This window comes from Lentilactobacillus hilgardii DSM 20176 = ATCC 8290, from assembly GCF_000159315.1.
In the GTDB taxonomy this organism is placed as follows: domain Bacteria; phylum Bacillota; class Bacilli; order Lactobacillales; family Lactobacillaceae; genus Lentilactobacillus; species Lentilactobacillus hilgardii.
The window spans coordinates 604658-610657 of the sequence record NZ_GG669992.1 but is presented as its reverse complement, the minus strand read 5'-3'; the positions used below and the strand labels follow the sequence as shown (position 1 = coordinate 610657).

Annotated in this window: 4 protein-coding genes; 1 reads left to right on the top strand and 3 read right to left on the bottom strand. The window is 42.4% G+C overall.

Annotation, left to right across the window (positions count from 1 at the left end; genetic code table 11):
* Window positions 1–252 precede the first annotated feature (252 nt).
* Window positions 253–1626 (top strand): sugar porter family MFS transporter, encoded by a 1374-nt coding sequence (locus tag HMPREF0519_RS02780; RefSeq protein ID WP_202813062.1) that lies wholly within the window; start codon window positions 253–255, stop codon window positions 1624–1626.
* A gap of 240 nt (window positions 1627–1866) precedes the next feature.
* Here HMPREF0519_RS02780 and HMPREF0519_RS02775 read toward each other — a convergent pair whose 3' ends face one another.
* From HMPREF0519_RS02775 to HMPREF0519_RS02765, 3 genes are all read right to left on the bottom strand, one after another.
* Window positions 1867–2826, bottom strand: coding sequence for a type I phosphomannose isomerase catalytic subunit (locus HMPREF0519_RS02775; protein WP_050759576.1), 960 nt, complete (start codon window positions 2824–2826; stop codon window positions 1867–1869).
* A gap of 120 nt (window positions 2827–2946) precedes the next feature.
* The gene (locus HMPREF0519_RS02770) at window positions 2947–5472 is read right to left on the bottom strand and encodes an excinuclease ABC subunit UvrA (protein ID WP_003634431.1); all 2526 of its coding nucleotides are present in this window, start codon (window positions 5470–5472) and stop codon (window positions 2947–2949) included.
* A gap of 190 nt (window positions 5473–5662) precedes the next feature.
* Window positions 5663–5857, bottom strand: a complete 195-nt coding sequence (locus HMPREF0519_RS02765; protein ID WP_003634429.1) for a hypothetical protein — start codon at window positions 5855–5857, stop codon at window positions 5663–5665.
* Window positions 5858–6000: the final 143 nt, after the last annotated feature.

Sequence of the window (6000 nt, the reverse complement as noted above, 5' to 3'; positions counted from 1 at the left end):
TTTATTTTTTAAAAAAGAATTTTTATTTTTAAGGTTCATTGCTAGAAGAACCCATTTCCAATTAACACTGTCAATAAAAATATAGCCGGACAAATTTGAAAGCGGTTGCAGATAAAAAAACAAAAGTGCTACTATTTAGTCACGTTAAAAAGTTCAAACAACCAACTTACTTACAAATAATTTATTCTTTTCGGTTTTTAACTAAAAACGAGGTGTGAATATATGCAAAACAATACGGAATCTGCGCCAAAGATTCACAAGGTTTCTTCAGCGTTTGTCTATTTTTTTGGTGCTTTAGGCGGTTTATTATTTGGATACGATACCGGTGTCATCTCCGGTGCCATTTTATTTATTGAGAAACAACTCCATTTGGATTCTTGGCAACAAGGCTGGGTGGTAAGTGCCGTTCTTCTGGGTGCCATTCTGGGTGCCGCGGTTATCGGGCCAATGTCTGATCGCTTTGGTCGACGAAAGCTCGTCCTGTTATCTGCAATTATCTTCTTTATTGGCGCATTGGGATCAGCCTTTTCACCAGAATTTTGGACCTTGATTCTTTCTCGAATCATTTTAGGAATGGCGGTTGGTGCTGCTTCTGCCTTAATTCCAACTTATTTGGCTGAATTGTCACCCGCTGATAAGCGTGGCTCAATGTCCAGTTTGTTCCAATTGATGGTCATGACAGGGATTTTCATTGCCTACGTCACTAACTATTCGTTCTCGGGATTCTACACCGGATGGCGTTGGATGCTGGGATTTGCCGCAATTCCGGCTGCTCTTTTATTTTTCGGTGCCTTAATTCTACCAGAAAGTCCACGTTTCTTAGTTAAGGAAAACAAAGTTTCCGAAGCTAAACAAATTTTGGAGATTATGAACAAGCACAACACAAGTGTCGTTGATAAAGAATTATCAGATATTAAAGAACAAGCAGCCATTAAGAGCGGTGGTTGGTCCGAGTTGTTTGGCAAATTGGTTCGACCGGCACTAGTCATCGGTGTTGGGCTGGCAATCTTCCAGCAGGTCATGGGTTGTAATACGGTGCTTTATTACGCGCCAACTATTTTTACCGACGTTGGCTTTGGCGTATCCGCCGCATTAATTGCCCACATCGGAATCGGAATTTTCAACGTGATTGTCACTGCCATTGCGGTCATGATTATGGATAAGATCGACCGAAAGAAGATGCTGATTGGTGGCGCCATTGGCATGGGTGTATCACTGTTTATCATGAGTTTCGCAATGAAATTCTCAGGGCAAAGTCAAGCAGCCGCTGTTATCTGTGTCATTGCTTTAACGATCTACATTGCCTTCTTCTCTGCAACTTGGGGACCTGTTATGTGGGTCATGATTGGTGAAGTTTTCCCATTAAATATTCGTGGATTGGGGAACTCTTTCTCTAGTGTGATTAACTGGACTGCCAATATGATTGTGTCATTAACATTCCCACCATTGCTTGATTTCTTCGGTACCGGTAGTCTCTTCATCGGATACGGGGTTTTATGTTTCGCCGCCATTTGGTTTGTTCATTCCAAAGTCTTCGAAACCAGAAACCGCTCTTTGGAAGATATCGAAGAGACTTTGCGTAAACGAAGTGATCAAAAAGTTGTTGAAGCAGAACATGTCAAATAAATCGATACAGGTATAAATTATTTAACAAAAATTGTACGTTAGTTTGGAGAAATCGACTGAAAATACCGTGCTAAGAATCGACCAATGCCACAAAAATACTTGGATGCCGTTAAAAATCAACAACCGTTTAAGTACATCTAGTCATTTACTAACTTCTTAGCATTTAAAAAGTGATCCAAAAAGTTGCTCTTATTTTATCTAAGATCAACCTTTTGGATCACTTTTTTAATTCACTGAAAATTATTTTACGTAGCTCGCAATCACCGTCATAAACCCATCCAATTGATAATCGGAGACATTTTTCGGTAAAATATACGACATCCCTTTCCTGACTGGATATCGAACATCATTAACGATTAAGTCTCCCTGACCATCAATGACGGTTTGCAACATATAATTGTGAATCTGATTTAACGATAGCTTACCGGTTGTCTGAAACTTTTCAACTACAAAATGCTTTGCGTTCACCAAAGTTGTGACCATTCCAAAGCTGGTTGCTCGAGTTGCTTGAACAACATGAGGATCCTGATGAGGCACATTGGTTACTGCCAACGCGTCTTTAACCTGAAGTGGTCGCTTTTTTTGAGTCGTTGCGTCTACCCGATCAAAATCATAAAGCCGAAATGTCATATCAGAATTTTGTTGGGTTTCAAGTGCGACGATGCCACTGCCAAGGGCATGCAAAACACCCGCTGGATTATAAAAGAAATCACCGGTTTTAACGGGAATTGTCCGTAAAATGGTATTGATTTGACCATTATCAACAGCCATTTGTAATCCCTGCTTTGTTTTTGCAGTATGTCCGTAATAAATTTTGGCTCCCGGCGCTGCAGATAAAATATACCAGCTTTCAGCTTTACCAAACTTTTCACCGTGTGCCCGTGCATAATCGTCAGCCGGATGAACTTGAATTGATAGGTTTTCCTTTGCATCCAAGATCTTTACCAACAACGGAAATTCTTCATTCTGAGCATGGCCACCAAAAAGTGCCGGCTCTTCTTTCCAAAGCTGATCCAATGTTTTTCCCTTAAACGGACCATCAGAAACTTTGCTTAGACCATGGGGATGAGCTGAGATGATCCAAGCTTCACCAGTATGATCACTGGGCAGCTTAAACCCATAATCCTGTAGTTTGGTACCACCCCACATTTTGCTGTGGAGAACAGGCGTTAAAAATAATGGTACAACTTTTACTTCCATAATTAGTTTAAGTCCCCCGTAAAAAATAGTTGGAATCAATCCCGTAGCGGAATTCAATACCACCATAACGCTATTTGTGAAAGCTTGCACTAAATTTATAAAATTCTAATTTTGTAAGAATCAAACTCTATAATTATCAAAATGCGAACGAAGATAGTTTATTGTCAGACTTTTAGGCGCTTTAATCAAGTCCTCCGGCTTACCTTCAGCCACAATTCGACCACCCTGATCACCACCACGTGGCCCCATGTCGATCATATAATCTGCATTTGCCATTAAATCAAGATCATGCGTAATCATCATAACGGTTGCACCTTGATCAATCAGCTGGGAAAAGACCTTCAGCAGAACGTGGACATCCAATGGGTGCAGGCCAACGGAAGGCTCATCAAAAATGAACAGTGTATTATTCTGGCTGCGTCGCATATGTGACGTTAACTTTAATCGCTGGGCTTCTCCGCCCGATAAAGTTGGTGTGGCTTCACCCAGATGCAAATAACCAAGCCCCATCTTTTGCAGCACTCTTAACGTTGTTCCAATAGCCGTATTTTTCTTGAACAACTCGGTTGCCTGATCAACGTCATTATCCAAGACATCCGCGATCGACAGGTCATGCCATTTAACCTGCAGCACTTGTTTATTAAACCGCTTTCCGCCACAAGTTGGGCAGGTTTCGACCATATCCGGCAGATATTGAATATCCAGAGATATTTCACCGGTCCCGCCGCAGGTCGGGCAACCGCCCTGCTTATTGTTATAGGAAAAATAACTTGGTGTATAGTGCTTTTGCTTTGCTTCCGGTAGGGTCGCAAATAGTTTTCGCAGATGATCCATGATATTTGTGTAAGTTGCCACTGTCGAACGAGCATTCTTACCAACCGGTGTTGCATCAACACTCACAATGTGCTTAATCCGATTCGGATCAAAATGATCGATATAACTCGGCAACTTTCTGTGATTAAAGTCTGCTTTAAACGCATCCAATAAACCATCCAAGACCAGTGTCGTTTTGCCGGCTCCCGAAAATCCGGTGACGGCAATCAGCCGATTAATCGGAAATTTAGCGCTAACCTGATTTAAGTTAAACCGGTGGTTGATTTTTAGTTCCACCGTGCCGTCAGCGAATACATCATCTTTTGATTTTTGCCGTGTTAATAGCTGTCCCTTTCCTGTCAAGAACGGTGCGATTAAGGACCGGCGACTTGCCTTTATCTGATTTGGCGTTCCCTGATCGATAATTGTGCCGCCCTTTTCTCCTGAACCGGGACCGATTTCAATAATCCAATCCGCTGCATCAATAATTGACGTTTCGTGATCGACAACCACAACCGAGTTTCCCTGGTCCACCAGCTGATGAAAAATCTTAATGAGTCCCGAAACATTATCTGGATGCAAGCCAACGGAAGGTTCATCCAAAACATATAGAACACCGGTGGTTTGCGTCCGCAAAGTTCTGCCAAGCTGAATACGTTGAAGTTCCCCGGTTGAAAGCGTTGCGCCGGCACGATCCATCGTTAAATAATCCAAGCCCAAGTCCAGCAACGGCTGAAGTTGGCTCAGCAATTCTCCCGTCAAATTATTGGCTAAATCACGCATATTATCCGGCAACCAGGCTTTTATTTCCTTAACAAATGCCGGTAGTTTTCCAAGCGGCAGTTGGCTGGCTTCCGCAATATTTTTCCCAGCTACCAATTGGCCAAGCCGATCGGGATTAATTCGCGTGCCGTGACAAACCGGACAGGTGAAAAACCGGTAAAATCGGTTCAGCCGTTTCAAGGCAATATCACTTTTGGTAGTTGCCATACTATCTTCAATTGCGTTATATGCATTTTCATAAAGTGCATGGTCCATATGAAAAACCCGACCATTTTTACTTGGAATATTGATGGCAAATTTCTGTTGCTTGCCATGTAACACCGTTTCTTTTTCCTTATCTGACAACTGGTTGTACGGCACATCAATCCGAACACCAGCAGCCTGAGCCACAATCGGCATAAAATTCCGACCGGGTGTGCGCCAAGCCGCAACCGCTCCGTCACGAATGGTTTTGGTCTCATCGCCAATCAACGTCTCCGGGTCAATTTGCTTTGTAACCCCGAGGCCCTCACAATTCTTGCAGGCCCCATCGGAATTAAAGGCAAAGTCCTCGGCACCAAATGCCATGAACCGAACCCCACAAGTTGGACAGGTAATCATGCCCATTTCCGATCCGGCTTTATCCATGGCTTCCGCAATTTTAATGGTCGGTGGTACTTGGTGACCATTGGGACATACCGGCGAACCCAATCTGGAATAAATGAGCCGTAGCACGTTAAAGATCTCAGTCATCGTACCAACCGTGGATCGAGCACCCGGCACCGTCGGCCGTTGACGTAATGCCAGTGCAGATGGAATGTGCCGAACTTCTTTGACATCAGCTCGGCCTACCTGACTGATTCTTCGGCGCGTGTAAGTTGCCAAGGCATCAAGGTAACGCCTTGCACCTTCTGAATAAAGAATGCCCATTGCCAACGAGGACTTTCCAGAACCCGACAGTCCCGAAATCGCCACAAATCGATGCAACGGAATGTTCACCGAAATATTCTTCAGGTTATTAACATTACCGCCAATCACTTGAATCTGTTCAGGCTGTGCTTGATCTGCCATATAAAAACTCCTTTCAAAAAAGTCTTAGTTTAATTATAAAACAAAAAATGTTACTAAAAGGGCGTCAAATTTTAAAAGAAATCAATAAAAAATAATTAAAAAGCCACAATTCATTTTCAGAAATCTGAGAACAAATTGTGGTAAACAGCTAGAACTTAATTTTTCCTTAACACCTTTTATGTAATAGTCATTACTTATTTACAGACCCATGTAATAACTGATGGTTCAAATAACGACTGATCGGATAGCCGACAGCTAATACAGGGACGAAGAGAAGAAACACATTTTCATAATTTCCCTTAATCACCAAATGCATCGTGATTAAAGCCACAGTTACTACTACAATAAGCCATAAAATAGAAATAACAGCGAAAATCTTGTGCATAGAATAAACTCCTCTTTAAGTTCTCTTTGCACCATATACCCAGCGGCACGACCTTGTCAACATTGCTACCGCTTTGGGTTGACTCATAGATCTCTCTAGTCAATCAAGTCTTTAACGATCAGTTTCACCATGTGGCTTCAGGC

What these genes read in the sequence shown, in the direction of transcription:
- HMPREF0519_RS02775 (WP_050759576.1), bottom strand. Translation starts at nt 2,826, where the DNA reads ATGGAAGTAAAAGTTGTACCATTATTTTTAACGCCTGTTCTCCACAGC.
- HMPREF0519_RS02770 (WP_003634431.1), bottom strand. Translation starts at nt 5,472, where the DNA reads ATGGCAGATCAAGCACAGCCTGAACAGATTCAAGTGATTGGCGGTAAT.
- HMPREF0519_RS02765 (WP_003634429.1), bottom strand. Translation starts at nt 5,857, where the DNA reads ATGCACAAGATTTTCGCTGTTATTTCTATTTTATGGCTTATTGTAGTA.